The following is a 20,518-nucleotide window of genomic DNA, read 5'->3' on the forward strand; positions in this document are numbered from 1 at the left end:
GGATTGAGATGGCGAGCAAGGTCCGTCCGCGACGCAGCGTGCTCTACATGCCGGGCGCCAACACGCGCGCGCTCGAAAAGGCCCGCACCCTGCCGGCGGACGCCCTGATCTTCGATCTCGAGGATGCCGTCGCGCCCGATGCCAAGGCGGCGGCGCGCGCCAACGTCGTCGCGGCGGCAAGGAGTCGCGGCTATGGCGGGCGCGAGATCGTGATCCGCTGCAACGGCCTCGGCACGCAATGGGGCAAGGACGACGTGGCCGCCGTCGCCGGCTCGGGCGCCGATGCCGTCCTCGTGCCCAAGGTCGAGAGCGCCGCCGATGTGGCGGCCGTGGTCGGTCTGCTCGAAGCGGCGGGCGCACCGCAATCGATGGCGGTGTGGGCCATGATGGAGACTCCCAGGGGTATCCTGCGCGCCGGGGAGGTTGCCGGCAGCCATCCGCGATTGCAGCTCTTCGTCATGGGCACCAACGATCTGGTGAAGGACATGGGCGCGCGCCACACGCCGCTACGCCTGCCGATGATCACCGCGCTCGGGCTCTGCATGCTCGCCGCCCGCGCCCACGGCCTCACCATCCTCGACGGCGTATACAACGACATCCAGGACACCGAGGGCTTCAAGGCGGTGTGCCGGCAGGGGCTCGAGATGGGCTTCGACGGCAAGACACTGATCCATCCCGGTCAAGTCGAGCCCTGCAACGAGATCTTCGCGCCATCGGCGGCAGAACTGGAGATGGCCGGCAAGATCGTCACCGCCTTCAAGGCGGCACAGGCCGAGGGCAGGGGCGTCGCCACGGTCGACGGCCGCATGATCGAGAACCTGCATGTCGAGCAGGCCGAGCGAGCGCTGGCGCTGGCCGCCGCCATCGAGGAGCTGCGGGCGGCGGCATGACGGGCAAGAGCAAGTCCACGCCGGGCAATTTCTTCGAGGATTTCCACGTCGGCCGGGAGTTCCGTCACGCCACGCCACGCACCCTGACCGAAGCGGATGCGGCACTGAACATCGGCCTGTTCGGTTCGCGTTTTGCCTTGAACTCGTCGGACGAGTTCGCCCGCCGGCTCGGCCTGCCGCGCGCGCCGATCGACGATCTGATGGTCTTCCATGTCGTCATCGGCAAGACCGTCGCCGACATCTCGGCCAATGCCGTCGCCAATCTCGGCTATGCCGAGTTCCGCTGGGGAGCTGCCGTCTATCCGGGCGACACGCTTTCCGTGCGCTCGACCGTGCTCGGCCTGCGCGAGAATTCCAATCGCGAGAGCGGCGTCGTCTGGGTCCGCACCGTCGGCAGCAACCAGAAAGGCGAGATGGTGCTCGACTACGTGCGCTGGGTGATGGTGCGCAAGCGCGATTCCTCGGCGGCTGTGCAGCCTGCCTCGGTTCCGAAGACCGCGCTCGCGGTCGCGCCCGGCGCTCTGATCGTGCCGGCCGGGCTCGACGCGTCGAAGTACGACGACGTCGCCTCGGGCTCGCCGCACCGCTGGGGCGACTACGAGGTCGGCGAGAAGATCGACCATGTCTCGGGCTACACGCTCGAGGACTCCGACCACATGTTCTCGACGCGGCTCACGCAGAACACCGCGCGCGTGCATTTCGAGGCGCACACCGCGAAAGGCACGCGCTTCGGCCGGCGGCTCGCCTATGGCGGTCATATCATCTCCTACGCCCGCGCGCTGTCCTTCAACGGCCTCGCCAATGGCTTTCGCGTCGCTGCGTTCAACGCCGGCAGCCACGTCGGGCCGAGTTTCGGCGGCGACACGATCTATGCCTGGTCCGAGGTGCTGGAGAAGGCGGTGCTGCCTGGCCGCGACGATGTCGGCGCGTTGCGCGTGCGCACCGTCGCCGCCAAGGACTGCACTTGCGAATCGTTCCCAGGCAAGGGGCCGGACGGCAAGTATCATCCCGCCGTCGTGCTCGATCTGGACTATTGGCTGCTCATGCCGCGGTGATGCCGATAGGCGGATTTCGTTGCCGTTTCGGGCACTTAGCCCGGCGACGTCGGGGACTTTCGTTGACTTGAAGGCGGCGCGCGCTAAAACGGTCCCGCACTAGGCCAATCGAGGAATCAACGCGATGAGCGTCGCCAATCGGCCGACATCGAGGCCGCTTTCCCCCCATCTGCAGGTCTATCGCCCGCAGCTCACGTCGATGCTCTCCATCCTGCATCGAGCGACCGGTGTCGCGCTGTCGGTCGGCGTGCTCTACCTCGCCACCTGGGTGATGTACGCCGCCTCCAACCCGCAGGCCTACGCCCTGTTCCAGGACTTCAATGGCTCGATCGTCGGGCGGGTATTCCTCGGCGGGTGGCTGTTCTGCCTCTTCTACCATCTGTGCAACGGCATCCGGCATCTTTTCTGGGACGCCGGCTACGGCTTCGATCTCAAGGACACCTATCGTAGCGGCTGGATCGTCGTTGCCGTCTCGGCGGTCGCCACGCTGCTGTCGTGGGTCGTCGGCCTCGGGCTGGTGTGAGGAGGGCGCGATGAACGGCGATCTCAGGACTCCCCTTGCCCGCGCCCGCGGCCTCGGTTCGGCGAAAGACGGGCTTGCCCATTGGTGGGCGCAGCGGCTCACCGCCATCGCCCTCATCCCGCTCACCGTGTGGTTCGCGATCTCGCTGGTGATGCTGAGCGGCGCCGACTACGCCACCGTGCGCGCCTGGATCGGCGCGCCGCTCGTCATGGTGTTGCTGGTCCTGACCATCGTGATCGGACTGCATCATGGCCAGCTCGGCATGCAGGTCGTGATCGAGGACTACGTCCACGGCGAGGGCTGGAAGCTGGCGCTCATCGTGGCGATCAGGTTCGTCGCCGTGCTGTTCGGCCTCGGCGCCATCGTCGCCATCATGCGTATCGGGTTCGGAGGCTAGACATGGCCGGGAAAAGCAACGGCGCCGCGCCGGGCACGTTCAACATCGGTGGCCGCGCCTACACCGTGGTCGACCATGAGTACGACGTGGTCGTGGTCGGCGCCGGCGGCGCCGGTCTGCGCGCCACCTTCGGCATGGCACACAAGGGCTACAAGACGGCCTGCATCACCAAGGTCTTCCCGACGCGCAGCCACACCGTGGCGGCGCAAGGCGGCATCTCGGCGGCGCTCGGCAACATGGGCCCCGACGACTGGCGCTGGCACATGTACGACACCGTCAAGGGCTCGGACTGGCTGGGCGACCAGGACGCCATCGAATACATGTGCCGCGACGGCATCCCGGCGATCATCGAGCTCGAACATTTCGGCGTGCCGTTCAGCCGCACGCCCGAGGGCAAGGTCTACCAGCGTCCGTTCGGCGGCATGACCACCGACTACGGCAAGGGTATCGCCCACCGCACCTGCGCCGCCGCCGACCGGACGGGCCACGCCATCCTGCACACGCTCTACCAGCAGTCGCTGCGCAACCACGCCGAATTCTTCATCGAGTATTTCGCGCTCGATCTGATCATGGACGAGGGCGTGTGTCGCGGCGTCATGGCCTGGAATCTCGACGACGGCACCATCCATCGCTTCCGCGCCCACAAGACGGTGCTGGCGACCGGCGGCTACGGCCGCGTCTACCAGACCGCGACCTCGGCCCACACCTGCACCGGCGACGGCGGCGCCATGGCGCTGCGCGCCGGCCTGCCGCTGCAGGACCTCGAGTTCGTACAGTTCCACCCGACCGGCATCTACGGCGCGGGCTGCCTGATCACCGAGGGCGTGCGCGGCGAGGGCGGCTATGTCACCAACGGCAACGGCGAGCGCTTCATGGAGCGCTACGCGCCGTCGGCCAAGGACCTCGCCTCGCGCGACGTCGTCAGCCGCTCGATGACCATCGAGATCCGCGAGGGCCGCGGCTGCGGGCCGAACAAGGACTACATCGAGCTGCATGTCGAGCATCTCGACCCGAAGGTGATCCACGAGCGCCTGCCCGGCATCGCCGAGACCGCGCGCATCTTCGCCGGCGTCGACGTCACGCGCCAGCCGATCCCGATCCTGCCGACCTGCCACTACAACATGGGCGGCATCCCGGCGAACTATCACTGCGAGGTCATGACGGTGAAGGACGGCGATCCCTACGCCGTCGTGCAGGGCCTGATGGCGCTGGGCGAGGCGGCTTCGATCGGCGTGCATGGTGCCAATCGCCTGGGCTCCAACTCGCTGCTCGAGCTCGTCGTATTCGGCCGCTCCGCGGCCAACCGGGTCGCCGAACTGATGAAGCCCGGCGAGACGCACAAGGATCTGAAGAGCGCCGGCGAGGAAGCGATCGCCCGTCTCGACAAGGCGCGTCATGCCGACGGCGGCACGCCGACGTCGCAGCTGCGCGCGCTGATGCAGAAGACGATGCAGAACGACTGCGCGGTGTTCCGCACCACCAAGAGCCTCCAGGAAGGCTGCCAGAACATGGACAAGGTGTTCGCCGGCAAGGACGACATCAAGGTCAAGGACCGCTCCATGATCTGGAATTCCGACCTGATGGAGACGCTGGAATTCGAGAACCTGATCGCGCAGGCGATGGGAACCATCTATTCCGCCGCCAACCGCCACGAGAGCCGCGGCGCGCACGCGCACGAGGATTTCCCCGAGCGCGACGACAAGAACTGGCTGAAGCACACGGTGGTCTGGGTCGATGAAGCGACGGGCAAGACCCGCATCGACTACCGGCCAGTCAACCTGCAGCCGATGAGCAACGACGTTCAGTCCTTCCCACCGAAGGCGCGCGTCTACTGAGAGGAAGCGATGGCCGAGTTTGCACTGCCCGCCAATTCCAGGATCGGCACGGGCGAGACCTACAAGGCGGATGGCGCCAAGAACGTCAAGACGTTCAAGATCTACCGCTGGACGCCGGACGACGGGAAGAACCCGCGCATCGACACCTACGAGGTCGACATGGATGCGTGCGGGCCGATGGTCCTCGACGCGCTGATCAAGATCAAGAACGAGGTCGACAGCTCGCTGACCTTCCGCCGTTCCTGCCGCGAGGGCGTGTGCGGTTCGTGCGCCATGAACATCGACGGTACCAACACACTCGCCTGCACCAAGTACATCTCGGACGTGAAGGGTGACATCAAGATCTATCCGTTGCCGCACATGCCGGTGGTGAAGGACCTGGTGCCCGATCTCAACGTGCCCTACGCCCAGCTCGCCTCGATCGAGCCGTGGCTGAAATCGGCGACCCAGCCGCCGACCCGAGAGCGCCTGCAGTCGCCCGAGGAGCGTGCCAGGCTCGACGGACTGTGGGAATGCATTCTGTGCTTCTGCTGCTCGACGTCGTGCCCGAGCTACTGGTGGAACGGCGAGCGCTATCTCGGCCCGGCCATCCTGTTGCAGGCCTACCGCTGGCTGGCCGACAGCCGCGACGAGGCCAAGGGCGAGCGGCTCGACCAACTCCAGGATCCGTTTCGGCTTTACCGCTGCCACACGATCATGAACTGCACCAAGACCTGTCCGAAGAGCCTCAACCCCGCCAAGGCGATCGCGGAAATCAAGAAGATGATGGTCGAACGGACGATTTGATCGCGCTGATCGCTAGACGCGCTCGAAGCGCATCCTCTTCACCCGGCCGGTCGAGACGACGAGTGCCTTTACGGCGCCGCCGCGTTTGCGCTCGAGGCGGGCGAGTTGGGTGGCGACGATCCAGCCGGGAGCGGACACGATTTCGACCGTGTCGCCATCGAGGCCGTTGATGCTCCAGGGTGCGCCACCCGTGACCAGGGGGCCGCTCACCGCGATGGTGACGTCCTTGCCGCCGCGCCGGACGTGCCAGACGGCGCCGGCGTCGGCGGACACGTAGGTTCCCTCGATCGCCATCGGCACCGGCTTGCGCTTGCCGAGCTTCCGGAAGGTGAGGATGCGTCCGGCGCCGAGATCGACCCTCAGGGTGCCCTTGCGGAGCGGTTTCAAGGCGAATTCGAAGGATCCGCGCTCGGCGGCCAGCCAGCCGTCGGCGCGTCTCGCCAGCGCGAAGGGCATGCCGTTCTGGACCACGACGGGCTCGTTGTTGCGCCAGGTCAGCTCGAACAGCGACGGTTCCTCGGCGTTGAACCACACGCCCGAAATCGCCTTGATCTCGGCCTGTGTCGCCGGCGCCACGGGCTTGGCGAGGGCTGGCGTTCCGGCGAGGGCCTCGACGGCGACGGCACGTGCCAGCCGCCACGGGTCGAGCGTCGCGAGGTTGGAGATCACGATCACGGTGAGGTCGACACTGGACAGGCGCAGGAACTCGGTGCGGAAGCCCGGCCACAGGCCGCCATGGCCGACGGTATGCAGGCCGCGCAACAGGGCGGTGTCGAGACCGCGCCGATAGTGATTGACGTGACCGTCGAGCAGCGGCTTCTGCGCCTGGAGCTGAGCCGGCAGGTCGATCGGCTCGAGTTGCGGCCGGTCGAAGTGGCGGCTCCAGATCAGCAGATCCTCGACCGAGGAGACGAGCCCGCCTTCGCCGCCCTGCGGATAGGCATGGCCGGCGCGACGGAACCCCTGGTCGATGTCGCCGAGATAGCCCGTCGCCAGATCGGGGATCACGGTGTCGATCTCGGGAGCGAGCAGCGTGCGGCTCATGCCCAGCGGTTTGAAGATGCGGCCGGCCAGGAACTCGCCCAGTTTCTTCCCGGAGAGACGCTCGACGACGGCGCCGAGCAGCAGGAAGTTGGTGTTGCTGTAGAGGAAGCGGCTGCCGGGCGCGAAGTTGAGATGCCGGTTGCGCACGCAGGCGGCGAGCAGGTCGGCTGGCCGGGCCGGCTTGTCGAGGCTGTGGCCGCCGAGCCGCAGCAGCTCGAGGAAGTCGGGCAGGCCGGAGCAGTTGCGCATCATCTGGTCGATGGTGACGGGCAGCGGCGCCAGTTCGCGCAGGTGGGCCTGCGGCGGATCGGAAAGCTTGAGCCTTCCCTCGTGCGCCAGCATCAGCACCGCCGTCACCGTGAACTGCTTGCTGACCGAGGCGATGCGGAAGCGGGTCTTGGGGGCGATGGGCACGCCGTGCTCGAGGCTGGCGAGGCCGTAGCCCTTGCACAGCTCGACATGGCCCGAGCGCATGACGGCAACGACCGCGCCGGGTGAATCGGGGCGATCGTAGCGCGCGAACAGCGCATCGACGCGCCGCTCAAGCGAAAGGGAATCGACGGGTTTTGCCATTTCGTCAGTCAAGCGGCGCGGCTCGCACTTGTAAAGCCGAGGCGCTACCGTGCCCCGAGAAGAGGAGCATCGCGATGGAACGGCGCTTCGTGACGATCGAGAAGGGATTGGGACCGCAGGGTCGAATCGCCGTGGTGCGGTTCGACCGCGGTGACGGCATCAACGCGCTGAGCCAGCAGGCCATGCGCGAACTGCGCGACGTGCCGCGCGACTTCGAGGATGATCTCGAGACGTCCGTTGTCGTTCTGACCGGCTCGGCGAGAGCGTTCTCCGCCGGCTTCGACCTCAAGGATCCCGAGGGGCGCGCGCGCGATTCTCTGTCGGTCGGCGAGCGCATCCACCGCCAGCGGTTGGGGCCGAGAATGTGCCGCGCCTGGCAGGACATGGATCAAGTCACGATCGCCGCCATCGAGGGGCACTGCATCGGCGGGGGCGCGGCGCTGGTCGTCGCCCTCGATTTCCGCTTTTGCGGGAAGAGCGCGCATTTCCGCATCCCCGAGGTCGAGCTCGGCATGAACATGAGCTGGGGCTCGATTCCGCGCATGCTTGCCTTGATGGGGCCGGCGCGCACCAAGCAGGCGGTGATCCTGGCCTCCGACCGTATCGAGGCCGCCGACGCGCTGGCCTGGGGCCTCGCCGAGAAGGTGGTCGAGGACGGCGAGGCCCTCGCCGCGGCCATGGCCTTCGCCGGGCGAATCGCGCTTCAGCCGCCGATCCCGGTGCGCATGACCAAGACGACGATCAACCGGCTCGCCCATGCCCTTGACGATCTCGCCTCCCACATGGACGCCGATCAGAACGTGCTCACCGGCCTGACGGACGACTACCGGGAGGGAACGTCGGCCTTCCGCGCGAAGCGCAAGCCGGTGTTCAAGGGGCGCTAGAACGTCCGGCCGGGCAGTTGATCGAGCACGGCCTGGCGTTGCGAGTCGTCCATCATCGCCCAGCGCCCGATCTCCTCGATGGTGCGCTTGCAACCGAGGCAGAAACCACTGCCCTTGGGGTCGATCATGCAGATGCCGATGCAGGGCGACATGACCCGCCGCGTCGGCTGAGGTGTCTGCCCGGCCATCGCCGGATCAGGATTTCTTGCTGAGCGAGGCGAGCTGGTTCTGCAGCTCGTCGAGCTTGCGCTTGAGATCGTCGATCGCCGCATCGTTGGCGGGCGTGGCCGGGGCGCTTTCCGACTTGTGTGCGTCCTGTCCGTTGGATGGCGCCGGCGGTGCACCCTGGTTGGCGCCGAACGGATTGAACATGCGCATGGCCTGCTCGAACATCGCCATGTTCTGCTTGCCCATCGCCTCGAATTGCTGGAACGGGTTGAAGCCGAAGGCATTCTGCAGGTAGTGCCGCATCTGCTCCTGGTTGCGCGCGAACTGCGCCATCGACATCTCGAGATATTGCGGAACGACGCCCTGAAGGCTGTCGCCGTAGAACGAGATGAGCTGGCGCAGGAACGGGATCGGCAGCAGCGTTTGGCCGCCCTTGCTCTCTTCCTCGAAGATGATCTGGGTCAAAACCGGGCGGGTGATGTCCTCGCCGGTCTTGGCGTCGTAGACGACGAAATCCGTCTTGTCCTTCACCATCTGCGACAGGTGCTCGAGCGTGACGTAGGCGGAGGTCGCGGTGTTGTAGAGCCGCCGGTTTGCGTATTTCTTGATGACCACCGGCGCGGGCTTGGGGCCGCCGTCGGAGACTGCCTGATCGGCCATTACGCTCTCACTCCTGATGGTCTCGAACGTGAACGGGCGTTTACTTCGACAAATCACCTTAGCGCCTGTGCCGCAGTGCGACAAGGCGGGCTTTGCGGCTGCGAACACGCCTTTCGCAAACACCCGCTATAGTGACGCCATGGCTTCGGAAAACGACGACGCGTCCGACGTCGATCGGCTGGCGCGGCGCTATCTCGATCTATGGCAGACCCAGCTCTCCGGGCTGGCGTCGGATCAAGCGCTGACCGAGCAGATCGTCCGGCTCTTCGCCAGCGCGAATGCCCAAATGGCATCGGTGATACAAGCCGCCCAAGGAGCAACCCATGCAGCCTCATCACCGCCTGGGACCTCGCCCGCTGCCGCTGCATCTGGGCACGGCACTGATGACTTGGGCGAGCTGCGAAAACGCGTGGCGGCTCTGGAAGCGCGGATCGCCGAACTCGAATCCAAGCTTCGCGGTTCTTGAGCAGGTCGCTCCGGCCGACGCCGAGCGCTTTACCGCCGCCCTGCATCGCGAGATTGCCCGACGCATGGATCGTCTGGCCGAAGGCGTGCTGGCCTATCGCCGCCACCCGGCGCACCGTTCGCTGTCGGAGCCGCCGACCGTATGGAGCGAAGGCAACACGCGCATCCTCGACTATGGCGCCACGCATCGCGCCGCGCGGTCGCGGCGCGTCCGCGCCGTGCTGGTCGTGCCCTCGCTGATCAACCGCTGGGAGGTGCTGGATCTCACCGCCGACAAAAGCCTGCTGCGGGCCATGGCGGCGGAAGGTCTGCGGCCGTATCTCGTCGATTGGGGCGCGCCGACCGCGGAGGAGCGACGCTTCGACCTCACGGCCTATGTCGCGCGGCTTGAACGCGCGCTTGCCTTCGTCGCCAGGCGCGCGCGCCGCGCGCCCGCCGTCGCAGGCTATTGCATGGGCGGCACGCTTGCCGTCGCGCTTGCGGCGCGCCAGCCGCGGCGGGTCGCCGGGCTCGCCTTGCTGGCCGCACCGTGGGACTTCAGCGCCGACCGCACCGGCCATGCCTTTCTCCTGTCGGCCGGACCCTTGCTCGCGCGGATGGCGGATCAGGTCGGCGAATTGCCGGTCGACGTCCTGCAGACGCTGTTTTGGTCGCTCGATCCCTGGCTCTCGGTGAAGAAGTTCGGCCGGTTTCTCGCCATGGATCCGGATGGTGAGTCTGCGCGCGACTTCGTGCTGCTCGAGGATTGGCTGAATGGCGGACCGCCGCTCGCCGGTCCCGTCGCCCGTGAATGCCTGGTCGACTGGTACGGCGACAACCTGCCGGGGACGGCCAAGTGGGTGGTCGGCGGCAAGCGCGTGGTGCCCGCGAAGATCGCCAAGCCCGCCCTGGTGATGATCCCGTCGGGCGATCGCATCGTGCCGCCCCTGTCGGCGGCGGCGCTGGCCGATCCGAATCGCGGCCTGAAGAACGTGACTCGGATCGATCTGCCGCTCGGCCATATCGGCATGGTGGTGAGCGGCCGCGCGCGCGAACTCTGCTGGACGCCGTTGATCGGCTGGCTCGGGAAGCTGTGATGTTGGCCGGGGAACGTCGCGTCGATGGGCGTCTGTTCGCGATCTGGGCCGTGCTGCTCACGGTGTCGGTGTTGGCTCATGCCTATGTCGAAGTGAACAACGAGGCGAGCCGCGGCAATGCCATCGGCTTCGGTCGGGCTGCGATCATCGAGGCGTCGAGCCATCTCGTCGTCGCCGCCCTGCTGCCGGCGATCTACTGGCTGCACCGGCGCTGGCCGATCGGCGGCGGACAACCGGGCCATCTCGCGATCCACGTCGCAGCGCTCATTCCCTTCAGCATCGCCCACACGCTCGGCATGGCGGCCTTGCGTTTCCTCTGGTTCGCCGGGCTGATGGGCGAGAACTATGTCTTTCCGCTCACTTTCGATCGCTTCGCCTATGAATTCTCCAAGGACGTCGTCAACTACGGCATGTTGAGCGGCGCGGTGATCGCGTTGCGCCATTTCCTGCGCAGATCGGAGCCCGAGCCGCCCGCCGCGGTGGTCGCGGCGGACGCGTCGCGACCCGAACGATTTGCCGTCCGCAAGCGCGGCGGCAACGAGGTGATGGTCGAGGTGGCCGACATCGACTGGATCGAGGCGGCCGGCAACTACGCCATCCTGCATGTCGGCGGCGAGACCTTCGAAATCCGCTCCTCGCTGGCCCGACTGGAAAGCGAACTGGATCCCCGGCGTTTCGTCAGAGTCCACAAATCTCATGTGGTGAACATCGCCCGGGTCGCCGAAGTGACGCCATGGGTGAGCGGAGATTGGCGCATCCGCATGCAGGATGGCGCCGAGGTCAATCTCAGTCGTCGCTACCGCCGGAGGTTCGAGGCCTTGGCGCCCGTTCGGACATAAGGGACCGGGAAACGGGGCCACTTCGGCCGGTGGATGAGTGGACACCATGGACTCGGGTGGACTGCGCAGACTCGTGGACGAATCGCCTCGGATGTCGATGGCAACGGCATCCGTGCCGTCCACGCGGGTGTGGACGCATTGAGGACGAGCGCTGCGGGCCGCTTGTCCCCGACTGATCGCCGATCGTCCCATCTGGCTCGCCGGTCGTCACAATCGGGGGCGGAATCAACGGTTCGGCGGGTAGGACGCCGGGACCACGACACGAGGTTCCGACATGACCATCCGCCGCCCCGATCTCGACTGGCTGCGCGTTCTCGCCTTCGGGCTGCTCATTCTCTACCACTCCGGCATGGCCTGGTCGGGCTGGCATTGGCATCTCACCAGTGCCGAGCCGATCGCCTGGCTGCGCGAGGGCATGCGGTTCGTCAACCGCTGGCGCATGCCGCTCCTCTTCCTCGTGTCGGGAGGGGCGGTGGTGCTGGCCCTTGGGCATCGGACGGCCGGTGTGTTCGCGCTCGATCGCTTGCGTCGGCTGTTGCTGCCGCTGGTCTTCGGCATGATCGTGCTGGTGCCGCCCCAGATTTATGCCGAGCGACTGTTTCGCGGCCAGTTCAACGGCTCGTTCCTCGACTGGCTGCCGCAGGCCTTCGCCGGCGGCGCCTATCCCGCCGGCAACGTGAGTTGGCACCATCTCTGGTTCATTGCCTATGTGCTGGTGCTGACGTTCGTGCTGCTGCCCTATTTCCTGTGGGCGCGGAGCCAATCCGGGCGCCGGGTCCAGAGCGCCGTGGCGCGGCTGGCGGGCCGGACCGGCCTGCATTGGCTGATGGCCCTGCCGCTCGCCGCATCGATCCTGTGGCTGGTCCCGCTGTCGCGCAATCCCAACGGCCTGGTCGGCGATTGGCACGGGCTTTTCTATTACGGCACGCTGCTGGCCTATGGCGCGTTCCTGTTCGGGACGCATGAGATGCAGTCCGCCGTCGCACGCCAGCGCTGGCTGTCGCTCGCCGTCGGCGTCGCGAGCTACGGGGCCCTGTATGCAATGTACTTCGCCGGTACCGTCGTTCCGGCAATACCGTCCGCCGAACGCCCGCTCTATGCCTTGCTGTCGGGCATGAACACGATGGCGTGTCTGTTCGCGATCACGGGGTTCGCCCATCGGCACCTGACGCGGCGGCCGCGGCTCCTGGGCGAGGCGACCGAGGCGGTCTATCCCTTCTACATGATCCACCAGACGGTGACGGTGATTGCCGTCTACTGGTTGCTGAAATGGCAGATCCCATCGGTCGCAGGCTTCGCCCTCGCCGTGGCGGCGACCTTCCTTGGCAGCCTGGCGGTCTATCTTGCATTGGTGCGACCCTTCGCCCCCATCCGGCCGCTGTTCGGAATGAAAGCCGGCCCTTTGCCGGTCCGGGTGGCCGCCCTATAAGATCGCCCCTGGGGCGGCCCGCAAGGAGGACAGCATGGCATCGGACATCGTGATCGCGAGCGCGGCACGCACACCCATCGGCTCGTTCAACGGCGCACTCGGCGGCGTGCCGGCGCATGACCTCGGCAAGGTCGCGATCAAGGGCGCGCTCGAGCGCGCCAAAGTCAAACCCGAGGAAGTCGACGAAGTCATCATGGGCCAGATCCTGAGCGCCGGTCAGGGCCAGAACCCGGCGCGTCAGGCGGCAATCAATTCGGGCATCCCGGTCGAGAAGACTGCGCTCGGCATCAACCAGCTCTGCGGCTCCGGCCTGCGCGCCGTCGCCTTCGGCTGGCAGGCGATCCGCAACGGCGACGCCTCCATCATGGTGGTCGGCGGCCAGGAGAGCATGAGCCAGGCCCCCCACGTCGCCCATCTGCGCGACGGCGTGAAGATGGGCGAAATGAAGATGATCGATTCGATGCTCAAGGACGGACTGTGGGATGCCTTCCACGGCTATCACATGGGCAACACCGCCGAGAACGTGGCGCAGAAGTTCCAGATCACGCGCGTCGAGCAGGACGCTTTCGCGGCCTCGTCGCAGAACAAGGCTGAGGCGGCCCAGAAGAGCGGCCGCTTCAAGGACGAGATCGTCCCGGTCACGGTGAAGACCCGCAAGGGCGATGTCGTGGTCGACACCGACGAGTTCCCGCGTCACGGCACCACGGCCGAGGCGCTCGCCAAGCTGCGCCCGGCCTTCGCCAAGGAAGGCGGCTCGGTCACCGCGGGCAATGCCTCGGGCATCAATGACGGTGCGGCGGCGCTCGTGCTGATGACGGCCGACGAGGCCAGGAAGCGTGGCGTCGAGCCGCTGGCCAGGATCGTGTCGTGGGCGACCACCGGGGTCGATCCGTCGATCATGGGCATCGGTCCCGTCACCGCCACCCAGGAGGCGTTGAAGAAGGCCGGCTGGACGGTCAAGGACCTCGATCTCGTCGAGGCCAACGAAGCCTTCGCGGCGCAGGCCGTCGCCGTCGGCAAGCAGCTCGGTCTCGATCCGCAGAAGCTCAACGTCAATGGCGGGGCGATCGCGCTCGGCCATCCGATCGGCGCCTCGGGCGCGCGTGTGCTCACCACGCTACTCTACGAGATGCAGAAGCGCGACGCCAAGAAGGGCCTCGCCACCCTCTGCATCGGCGGCGGCATGGGCATCGCCATGTGCGTGCAGCGCGACTAGCGTTCGACGAAGCGCTTCTGTTCTGGCAAGGGGAGGTGCCATGCAATGTGCGCCTTCCCTTGTTCCTGAGCTCGATGTCACCGACCTCGACCGGTCCCTTGCGATCTATGTCGACGTGCTGGGCTTCAGATGCGAGTTCAGCCGCCAGGAAGAGCGCTTCGCCTATCTCATTCGCGGCGATGCGCACCTGATGCTGCAGGAAGCGGCGGGCCCCGGCAGACGCTTCCGAACCGCGCCCCTCGAGCATCCTTTCGGCCGCGGCGTGAACTTTCAAGTCGAAGTGAACGACGTCGATGCCCTCTACGCGAATGTAGAGCGCGCCACCTTGAAAGTTGTCGTTCCGCTGGAGCAGCGATGGTATCGCCAGGGCCAGAGCGAAGTGGGAAACCGGCAGTTCGTCATGTCGGATCCCGACGGCTATCTGCTCCGCTTCTTCAGCGATCTCGGTGAGCGACGCCCATAGCTCAAACCGCCAACTGCTTCGCGAAGCCTTGGCGGGTGCAGCGGACTATCCGCGCCCGGCGGAAAATTCTTCTCGATATGCGGCTGCCCACGGATAGAGGCAGGTCGGGGGAGCCCCCTAGGTTCGCGCAAAGCGAACCGAGGAGTCCCGATGTCTTCCACCGACGTTGAGCTGCCGCCGACCTTCAACCGATTGGCGTGGTCCAATCTCGCCGCACAGTCGGCCGAGCAAATCGCCCTGGCGGCGGCTCCGATCGTGGCGGTGCTGCTGCTGGGGGCGGGCGAAGGCCAGACCGGTCTGCTGCAGACCGCGCTGACGCTGCCCTTCATCCTGTTGGCCATTCCGGCGGGCCTGTTGGCCGATCGTTGGTCGCGCCGTCGGCTGATGGCCGGCGCGGAGGTGCTGCGGGCGGTGGCGCTGTTCGCGATCCTGGCCCTGGTCTGGTTCGACCTGCTCACCGTGCCGCTGCTGGCGCTGTTGGGCTTTGTCGCGGTCTGCGGCACGGTGGCCTACAGCGTGGCCACGCCGTCTCTCGTGCCGTCCCTGGTGGCGCCACACGCCCTCCCGGCGGCCAATGCACGCATCGAACTCGCGCGGACGGTGGCCTTCGCGTCGGGGCCTGCGCTGGGCGGTCTGCTGGTGGGCTGGACCGGTGGCGGGCCGGCCTTCGGCATTGCCGCCGGTCTGTCGATTCTGGCGGCGTTCCTGCTTGCCGGCATCCACGAGCCGTCGCGCCCGCAGGTGACGCGGCGGCGACCACTGCAGGAGATCCGGGAAGGCGCCGAATTCGTCTTCCGTCACCCTCTGTTGCGCCCCGTCTTCATCACCCAGTTCGTGTTCAACACCGCTTCGTTCGTCCTGTTCGCGGTGTTCGTGCCCTATGCCGTCCGCCATCTCGGCCTGTCTGCGGCCGGGGTCGGCACGACCTTGGCGATGTACGGCGGCGGCATGGTCGTCGGCGCCCTGCTCGCGACGCGCATCATGCGGCGACTTTCCTTCGGTACCGTCGTCGGATTGGGCCCGGTTGCCGGTTTCATCGCGTCGGGTGTCATGGCCCTCACGATCGTCTTTCCGACTCCAATTCTGGCGGCGGCCAGCTTCTTTCTGCTGGGTGCCGGGCCGATTCTCTGGGTCATCAGTACGACGACCCTACGCCAGGCGGTGACGCCGCCGCGCCTGCTCGGGCGGGTGTCGGCCATCAACATCATGTCGTACGGGGCACGGCCGCTGGGCGCCGGCCTGGGAGCGCTGGTCGGGGGCATGTTCGGAGCGGAGGCCTGTCTCTACCTCTCCGTGGCCGGCTTTGCGTTGCAGATGGTCATCATCCTCCTGTCGCGCGCCGTCGCTCTCGCCCGACAGCCCGAGATGGCAGGTGACTAAGCGGGTGTTTCCTCCCTTCTGGCGAATCCGGCTAGAGTGGGCGACCAGGCAAGGGAGGATCGGATGGCCGGACGTGTCGCATTGGTGACGGGTGGAACGCGTGGAATTGGCGCGGCCATCTCGAGGATGCTCAAGCTGCGCGGCTACAATGTCGCGGCGAACTATGCCGGCAACGACGTTGCCGCCAAGACCTTCAAGGAGGAGACGGGCATTCCGGTCTACAAATTCGATGTCGGCGACTTCGACGCGGTGAGGGCCGCGGTCGCCCAGATCGAGAAGGAACTCGGCCCGATCGACATCGTCGTCAACAACGCCGGCATCACGCGCGATGCCACCATGCGCCGTCTCGACCGCAGCATGTGGGACGCCGTGATCGACACGAATCTCGGCTCCTGCTTCAACGTCAGCAAGGCCGTGTGGGACGGCATGAATACCCGCGGGTTCGGCCGCATCGTCAATATCGGCTCGATCAACGGCCAGGGCGGTCAGTATGGCCAGGTCAACTACGCCGCCGCCAAGTCGGGCATCCACGGCTTCACCAAGGCGCTGGCGCAGGAAGGTGCCGCCAAGGGCGTCACGGTCAATGCCATCGCGCCGGGTTACACCGACACCGACATGGTCTCGGCCGTGCCGGCCAACGTGCTGGAGAAGATCATCGCCAAGATCCCGGTCGGGCGCCTCGGCAAGGCCGACGAGATCGCACGCGGCGTGCTGTTCCTGGTCGCCGACGACGCGGGCTTCATCACCGGGTCGACCTTGTCCATCAATGGCGGCCAGCACATGTACTGAGTACTCAGGGAGAGGCTCATGGCCAAGCTGATCGAATACAAGGACATGGGCCCGCAGGCGAAGGCGGTGGTCGACGAGATCGCCGGCCGCCGCGGCATCGATCCTGCCGGCATCAACAACGTGTGGAAAGCGCTGGCCCGCCACCCCGACGTCATGGAGCGCTTTGCCGCGGAGATGAAGGCGGCCTTCGCTCCGGGCAGGATAGATCCGCTCGCCAAGGAACTGATCTACCTCGCCGTCAGCATCGCCAACCAGTGCGACTACTGCATCGCCTCGCACGGCACGATGGCCCGCCAGAAGGGCATGGACGAAGGGATGTTCCAGGAGTTCATGGCCGTCGTGCTGGCAGCCCAGAAGGGTAACAAGATCGCCATGGCCTACCGCGTGCCGGTCGATCCCGCCTTCGAGGAGAAGTGATTTGGCCGTCGCGAAATCGCCGAGTTGGGACGCCGGCCTTTACCTGAAATTCGCCGACCATCGGACGCGACCGGCCCTCGACCTGATGGCACGGCTCGATCCTGCAAACGGCATGCGCCCTGGTCACGCGATATACGATCTGGGGTGCGGCGCGGGTAACGTCGCACGCATCCTGGCGGAGCGTTTCCCGGAGAGCCCGATCATCGGCATCGATTCGTCGGACGACATGCTGGCCAAGGCGCGCACCCAGACGAGCGACGCGCGCGTCACCTTTGCCAAAGGCGATCTCGCACGATTCGAACCGACGGTGCCGCCAGCCGTGCTCTACAGCAATGCGGCCTATCACTGGCTCGAAGGGCACATCGATCTGTTTCCGGGATTGCTGAAGAAGCTGCCGTCTGGCGGACAGCTCGCGATCCAGATGCCGCGCAACCACGAGGCGGCGTCGCACACCCTGATGCGAACCGCGGCGGAAGCCGGGCCCTGGAAGGCCAAGCTCGCCGAGGTGCGCGGCATCGGGCCGGTGTCGGCACCGGCACGCTACTACGATGTACTGAAGTCGCTCTGCTCGGAGCTGGAAGTCTGGGAGACGATCTACCAGCAACCGCTGACTGGCGAGGACCCCGTCGCGCACTGGACCGCCGGCACCGGTCTGAGACCGTTCCTCGATGCCCTGACCGAACCGGAGCGGTCCGAGTTCTTTGCCACTTATGCCCGCCTGGTCGCCGAAGCCTATCCGACGCGTGCCGACGGCATTACGCTCTTTCCCTTCCGCCGGTTGTTCATCGTCGCCCGTCGCGCATGAAGCGCCGCGTCCTTCTTGCGTTTGCATTCGCGTTGGGTGCGTGGCGGGTCGAGGCCGCGCCCCAGGTCATGGTTGCTGCGGCTCATCCCTTGGCGGTCGAGGCGGGCCTCGACGTTCTGCGACGCGGCGGCACGGCCGTCGACGCCGCGGTGGCGGTGCAAATGGTGCTGGGCGTCGTCGAGCCCCAGGCGTCTGGTATCGGTGGCGGGGGTTTTCTGCTGCACTACGACACCACCGAACGTGCAATCCGGGCCTATGACGGCCGCGAAACGGCACCGGCCGGAGCCGTCGGCACCATGTTCCTGGATGCGAGCGGCAAGCCCCTCGACTTCCGCGAAGCCGTCCTTTCGGGGATGTCTGTCGGCGTGCCTGGCGTGGTGGCTATGCTGGAGCAGGCGCACCGGGAGAGTGGAAGACTGCCGTGGGCCGATCTGTTCGCCGCGGCAATTTCACTGGCGCGCGACGGCTTCGAGACGCCGCCACGGCTGGCGCGGGCACTGACGATCTTCAAGTCGGTCGCCGACGACCCGGCGGCACGGTCGGTCTATCTGAACGACGACGGCACGCCGAAGCGGCGCGTCGTCAATCCTGCGCTCGCCGACACGATGCAACTCATCGCAACTCGGGGATCGCTCGCGCTGCGCGAGGGGGTGATCGCCGAGGCGATGGTGGCGCGCGTGCGCCGGCATGTCCGGCCGGGCACGTTGTCGCCGGCCGATCTCGCCGCCTATCGCCCCGTTGAGCGAGAGCCGGTGTGTGGCCCCTATCGGTTCTGGCTGATTTGCAGCATGTCGCCACCGTCGTCAGGTGGCGTGGCGATCCTGCAGATACTCGGCTTGATCGAACCTTTCGAGCTCTCGCGCGATCCGCCCAATTCGGTGCGTGCCCTTCATCTGATTGCCGAGGCGAGCCGTCTCGCCTTCGCCGACCGGGCCCGCTATCTCGCCGATCCCGCCTTCGTCGATGTGCCGGTGCGCGGGCTGCTGGCGCCGGCTTACCTGGCCGAGCGGCGCAAGCTGATGTCGCCCGAGAGGAGCATGGCACGGCAGCCGGTCGAGCCAGGATATCCCGAACGTGGCACCAGCCATGTCAGCATCGTCGACGGCCAAGGCAACGCCGTGAGCTTCACCACGACCATCGAAGCGCCGTTCGGTGCGCAGATGATGGTGGGGGGATTCTTCCTCAACAATGAATTGACCGACTTCACCGCGCGGCCCGAGATCGAGGGCCGTGTCGTCGCCAACCGGGTCCAGCCCGGCAAGCGGCCGAGGTCGTCGATGGCGCCGACCGTCGTCCTGGACAACGATCGACGGTTGGTGGCAGTCGTCGGCTCGGCCGGTGGGCCGCGCATCATCGGCGATGTGGCGCATGCCCTGATCGGCATGCTCGATTGGAATCTTTCGGCCCAGGATGCGATCGATCTGCCGCGGGTGCTGAATGTCAATGGGCCAACCGAGCTCGAAGAACGCGGCGATCTGCCGGCCCGGACGGACGCCTTGCGCGCGCTGGGCCATCGAGTACAAGGGCGCCGCCACGAGGGCGGTCTGACCGCCATCCGTCGCATCGAGGGCGGATGGGAAGGTGGAGCCGACCCGAGGCGCGACGGAGTCGCCAAAGGAGAGTAGGACTTGGCCCAGAAAAAGTTGCCCAGTGTCCTGCTGCGTGCCGGCGAGGATCGTCGCGTGCGCGCCGGTCATCCCTGGGCTTTCTCCAACGAGATCCTGATGGACGCCGAGACCAGGGCGCTGCCGGCAGGGTCGCTCGTTGTCCTGCGGGCGCCGGGTGGAGAGGCGCTGGGGCTCGCGACGTTCAATCCGCATTCGCTGATCGCCGCGCGTGTGCTGTCGCAGAACGCCGAGGTCGCTGTCGATGCCTTGTTCTTCGGCCGGCGTCTGGCCCGGGCCGCGGCCTTGCGCGACCGCCTGATCGGCGTTCCCTACTACAGGCTGATCCATGCCGAGGCCGACGGGCTGCCCGGCCTGATCGTCGATCGGTTCGGCGACGTGCTGGCGGTCCAGGTCAATAGCGCGGGCATGGATGGGCTTGCGTCTGTGCTTCTTGAGGCGCTCGAAGCAGAGCTCTCGCCCAAGGTCATTGTCCTGAAGAACGATTCACCCGTACGCGCGTTGGAAGGACTGAAGCGCGAGGTTGTCATCTCCAAGGGCGAGGTCGATCAACCCATCGAGCTGATCGAGAATGACGCACGTTTCGTCGCCGATCTCTCGGGCGGCCAGAAGACCGGCTGGTTCTACGACCAGCGGGACAATCGTCGCTTCATGGCGGATCTCTCCAGAGATGCGAGCGTGCTCGACGTCTATAGCTACAGCGGCGGCTTCGGCGTACTGGCGGCGAAGGAGGGCGCGCGGTCGGTGGTCTGTGTCGACCGCTCGCAGGCTGCTCTCGACTCGGCCCGTCAGGCGGCCCGGCTCAACGGCGTCGAGGACAGGGTCGGGTTCGAAAAGAGCGAGGCTTTCGAGACGCTCGAGGAACTCGGTGCTGCGGGCCGCCGGTTCGAGGTCGTGATCTGCGATCCCCCTGCTTTCGTGAAAAGCCGCAAGGACTTGAAGGTCGGCGCACAGGGCTATCGCAAGCTGGTGCGGCTGGCGGCGCCGTTGGTCACGCCAGGTGGATTCCTCTTCGTTGCCTCGTGTTCGCACCTGGTCGATCCCTCGCTGTTCGCCGAGCAGGTTCGCCGCGGCTTGCGTGACGCCGAGCGCGACGGCCGCATTCTGCGCAGTTCTGGAGCCGCGCTCGATCATCCCGTGCATCCCGGCCTGCCCGAGACCGCCTATCTCAAGGCGCTCACCCTGCAGCTCGATTGATC

The 20,518-nt window shown here is 66.7% G+C and carries 21 protein-coding genes and 1 pseudogene; 19 read left to right on the plus strand and 3 right to left on the minus strand.

Annotated features, from left to right (window positions below; genetic code table 11):
• Positions 1-8 precede the first annotated feature (8 nt).
• The 6 genes from KIT25_24495 to KIT25_24520 all read left to right on the plus strand — a co-directional run bounded on the left by KIT25_24495 (position 9) and on the right by KIT25_24520 (position 5,486).
• Entirely contained in the window at positions 9-890 is an 882-nt protein-coding gene (locus tag KIT25_24495) for a CoA ester lyase (GenBank protein UYN95134.1), read from the plus strand.
• Entirely contained in the window at positions 887-1,945 is a 1,059-nt protein-coding gene (locus KIT25_24500) for a MaoC family dehydratase (protein ID UYN95135.1), read from the plus strand. Before KIT25_24495 ends, KIT25_24500 begins: the two co-directional genes overlap by 4 nt.
• A 124-nt stretch (positions 1,946-2,069) precedes the next feature.
• Positions 2,070-2,468 carry a succinate dehydrogenase, cytochrome b556 subunit gene (gene sdhC / locus KIT25_24505; GenBank protein ID UYN95136.1) on the plus strand — a complete coding sequence of 133 codons (399 nt, stop codon included), beginning with the start codon at positions 2,070-2,072 and terminating at the stop codon, positions 2,466-2,468.
• A 10-nt stretch (positions 2,469-2,478) separates the two neighbouring features.
• Positions 2,479-2,865 (plus strand): succinate dehydrogenase, hydrophobic membrane anchor protein, encoded by a 387-nt coding sequence (gene sdhD, locus KIT25_24510; GenBank protein ID UYN95137.1) that lies wholly within the window; start codon positions 2,479-2,481, stop codon positions 2,863-2,865.
• A 2-nt stretch (positions 2,866-2,867) separates the two neighbouring features.
• Positions 2,868-4,700, plus strand: coding sequence for a succinate dehydrogenase flavoprotein subunit (locus tag KIT25_24515; GenBank protein UYN95138.1), 1,833 nt, complete (start codon positions 2,868-2,870; stop codon positions 4,698-4,700).
• Between the two features lie 9 nt (positions 4,701-4,709).
• Entirely contained in the window at positions 4,710-5,486 is a 777-nt protein-coding gene (locus KIT25_24520) for a succinate dehydrogenase iron-sulfur subunit (protein UYN95139.1), read from the plus strand.
• A gap of 12 nt (positions 5,487-5,498) precedes the next feature.
• On the opposite strand, the gene KIT25_24525 is transcribed toward KIT25_24520, so the two are convergent.
• Positions 5,499-7,103: a serine hydrolase gene (locus tag KIT25_24525; GenBank protein ID UYN95140.1), complete on the minus strand. Its 1,605-nt coding sequence runs from the start codon at positions 7,101-7,103 to the stop codon at positions 5,499-5,501.
• 74 nt (positions 7,104-7,177) lie between these two features.
• Here KIT25_24525 and KIT25_24530 point away from each other — a divergent pair, with 74 nt between their 5' ends.
• Positions 7,178-7,987: an enoyl-CoA hydratase/isomerase family protein gene (locus KIT25_24530; protein ID UYN95141.1), complete on the plus strand. Its 810-nt coding sequence runs from the start codon at positions 7,178-7,180 to the stop codon at positions 7,985-7,987.
• Here KIT25_24530 and KIT25_24535 read toward each other — a convergent pair.
• Both KIT25_24535 and phaR read right to left on the minus strand, forming a co-directional pair.
• Positions 7,984-8,175 (minus strand): DUF1289 domain-containing protein, encoded by a 192-nt coding sequence (locus KIT25_24535; protein UYN95142.1) that lies wholly within the window; start codon positions 8,173-8,175, stop codon positions 7,984-7,986. The genes KIT25_24530 and KIT25_24535 overlap by 4 nt on opposite strands.
• Positions 8,176-8,182: 7 nt before the next feature.
• A complete protein-coding gene (gene phaR, locus KIT25_24540; protein UYN95143.1) occupies positions 8,183-8,815 on the minus strand; it encodes a polyhydroxyalkanoate synthesis repressor PhaR in 633 nt (210 codons plus the stop codon).
• A 16-nt stretch (positions 8,816-8,831) separates the two neighbouring features.
• Between phaR and KIT25_24545 the strand changes: the two genes are divergently transcribed.
• The 12 genes and pseudogenes from KIT25_24545 (at position 8,832) to KIT25_24600 (ending at position 20,516) form a co-directional block, all read left to right on the plus strand.
• Positions 8,832-9,281 carry a hypothetical protein gene (locus tag KIT25_24545; GenBank protein ID UYN95144.1) on the plus strand — a complete coding sequence of 150 codons (450 nt, stop codon included), beginning with the start codon at positions 8,832-8,834 and terminating at the stop codon, positions 9,279-9,281.
• 40 nt (positions 9,282-9,321) lie between these two features.
• Positions 9,322-10,356, plus strand: coding sequence for an alpha/beta fold hydrolase (locus KIT25_24550; GenBank protein UYN98052.1), 1,035 nt, complete (start codon positions 9,322-9,324; stop codon positions 10,354-10,356).
• Positions 10,356-11,195: a LytTR family transcriptional regulator gene (locus KIT25_24555; protein UYN95145.1), complete on the plus strand. Its 840-nt coding sequence runs from the start codon at positions 10,356-10,358 to the stop codon at positions 11,193-11,195. The genes KIT25_24550 and KIT25_24555 overlap by 1 nt, the downstream gene beginning before the upstream one ends.
• Before the next feature lie 274 nt (positions 11,196-11,469).
• Positions 11,470-12,624, plus strand: a complete 1,155-nt coding sequence (locus tag KIT25_24560; GenBank protein UYN95146.1) for an acyltransferase — start codon at positions 11,470-11,472, stop codon at positions 12,622-12,624.
• Between the two features lie 34 nt (positions 12,625-12,658).
• A complete protein-coding gene (locus KIT25_24565) occupies positions 12,659-13,840 on the plus strand; it encodes an acetyl-CoA C-acetyltransferase (GenBank protein UYN95147.1) in 1,182 nt (393 codons plus the stop codon).
• Between the two features lie 40 nt (positions 13,841-13,880).
• Positions 13,881-14,303: a VOC family protein gene (locus KIT25_24570; protein ID UYN95148.1), complete on the plus strand. Its 423-nt coding sequence runs from the start codon at positions 13,881-13,883 to the stop codon at positions 14,301-14,303.
• 150 nt (positions 14,304-14,453) lie between these two features.
• On the plus strand, positions 14,454-15,683 hold the full coding sequence (locus KIT25_24575; GenBank protein UYN95149.1) for an MFS transporter: 1,230 nt from the start codon (positions 14,454-14,456) through the stop codon (positions 15,681-15,683).
• A gap of 63 nt (positions 15,684-15,746) precedes the next feature.
• Positions 15,747-16,472 carry an acetoacetyl-CoA reductase gene (phbB, locus tag KIT25_24580; protein UYN95150.1) on the plus strand — a complete coding sequence of 242 codons (726 nt, stop codon included), beginning with the start codon at positions 15,747-15,749 and terminating at the stop codon, positions 16,470-16,472.
• An 18-nt stretch (positions 16,473-16,490) separates the two neighbouring features.
• Positions 16,491-16,889 (plus strand): carboxymuconolactone decarboxylase family protein, encoded by a 399-nt coding sequence (locus KIT25_24585; GenBank protein ID UYN95151.1) that lies wholly within the window; start codon positions 16,491-16,493, stop codon positions 16,887-16,889.
• Between the two features lie 85 nt (positions 16,890-16,974).
• Positions 16,975-17,694, plus strand: a complete 720-nt coding sequence (locus tag KIT25_24590) for a methyltransferase domain-containing protein (protein UYN98053.1) — start codon at positions 16,975-16,977, stop codon at positions 17,692-17,694.
• Positions 17,691-19,319, plus strand: coding sequence for a gamma-glutamyltransferase (gene ggt, locus KIT25_24595; GenBank protein UYN95152.1), 1,629 nt, complete (start codon positions 17,691-17,693; stop codon positions 19,317-19,319). The genes KIT25_24590 and ggt overlap by 4 nt, the downstream gene beginning before the upstream one ends.
• Before the next feature lie 21 nt (positions 19,320-19,340).
• Positions 19,341-20,516: pseudogene (locus tag KIT25_24600) on the plus strand (class I SAM-dependent rRNA methyltransferase).
• Positions 20,517-20,518 lie beyond the last annotated feature (2 nt).

Source organism: Enhydrobacter sp. (assembly GCA_025808875.1).
Taxonomy (GTDB): domain Bacteria; phylum Pseudomonadota; class Alphaproteobacteria; order Reyranellales; family Reyranellaceae; genus Reyranella.